Source organism: Roseateles terrae (genome assembly GCF_014192155.1).
Taxonomy (GTDB): Bacteria; Pseudomonadota; Gammaproteobacteria; order Burkholderiales; family Burkholderiaceae_C; genus Roseateles; species Roseateles terrae.
Window position 1 is genome coordinate 1 of the sequence record NZ_JACHXO010000017.1, and the last position, 1,306, is coordinate 1,306.

Here is a 1,306-nt window from a genome sequence, read left to right on the forward strand (position 1 = left end):
TGAAATTCGCACTCCCGCCCGCGCCATACCCAAAGGTTGCGCTGCCGCCTGCGCTCGTGCTCTTGCTGTCGAACTTCGCGGTGTCCTGCAGGCTTTCAATCTTCAGGCTGCCGCCTACGTCCGCGGTCACCTTGGGGGCCGTAACCACCGCCCCTTGCAATGCCGTATCGCCACCCGATTGCAGAGTCACCGAGCTGCCGCCGTTGACCTTCGTCGTGGTGTAACTGGTGTCGATGCCGTCGGAGTTGCCTTTGGACACGCTCCCACTGACCGTCACACCAAAGCGGTTCTCCGCCCCCAGCGAGAAGCCGACGCCCACTGACGCACTGCTGCTCGAGTCCTTGCTGTGCTGCTCACTGGTGTTTCGCGCCGCGATCAGGTTGATCGCGTTGTCCGCCTTGAGCAGCACGTCCTGACCGGTCAAGGTGCTGCCGCGAACGGTCACGTTGGAATCCTTGTCCGCGCCCGTGGCGACCAAGCTGAGTGCTCCGCCAGCCAACAGACTGCTTCCCACCGCCTGGTCCGCCTCGTTGTGCTGACTGCTCTTGCTCTGACTGCTCCCCAGCGAGATGCTCACGCGCACGCTTTGCTTCTGGTCGGCCGCCTTCATTGCGTCGAACTTCTTGATCTCCTCCAGCGCTTGATTGGCCTTGGAGATCGCGGTGGCAGCCGCCAACGCCTTCATCCGGTCGTCTTCTGTCTGCGTGACATGCTCACCGGCCTTGATGGCGCCAAGCGCAGTGTCCACGCCCGGCACGCTCAGGGAAACGGTCAAGCCGCTCTGCTTGAACCTCGTCTCGCTGTTCTGCACCGACTGATTCCGAGCCTCCTCGATGTCGATGCTCTTCGCCAGCACACTCACATCACCCGCCGGTGCCGAAACCGTGGACCCCACCTGCTTGTAGGCCTCCCCCGCAACAATGCTGACGTCGCCCTGCACGCTGGCCACCGTCGATCCCGCGCTGGTCAGCTCGGTGTTCTTCTTGGTCTGCTCCAGCGACTGCTTCCCGATGGTGAAGCCGATGCCGCCTCCGCCCATCAGTCCGGACTTCACCGTCTTGCTGAAGTTCTCGCTGTTCAGCGTTTGGGTCACCCCCTCAATCGTCACATCGCCCCCGGCCACGAGCGACGTACCGGCGTCGGACACCACGTTGGAGCCCTTCACCAGAAGATCCTGTCCGGCCATGATGGCCACCGTGTCGCCGGAGACCGTGGTGGCCACGGCCACCGTTTCATCCGTCTTGCTGTAGGTGGTGGTGACCTTCTTCTTGAGGAAGCCGCTCTTTTTCTTCTGGCTCATCTCCTC

General features: G+C 62.8%; 1 protein-coding gene. It reads right to left on the minus strand.

Translation table 11 applies throughout. The features are described from left to right. A partial coding sequence (locus FHS28_RS23810) for a hemagglutinin repeat-containing protein (RefSeq protein WP_184295582.1) occupies positions 1–1,306 on the minus strand: 1,306 nt, incomplete at both ends.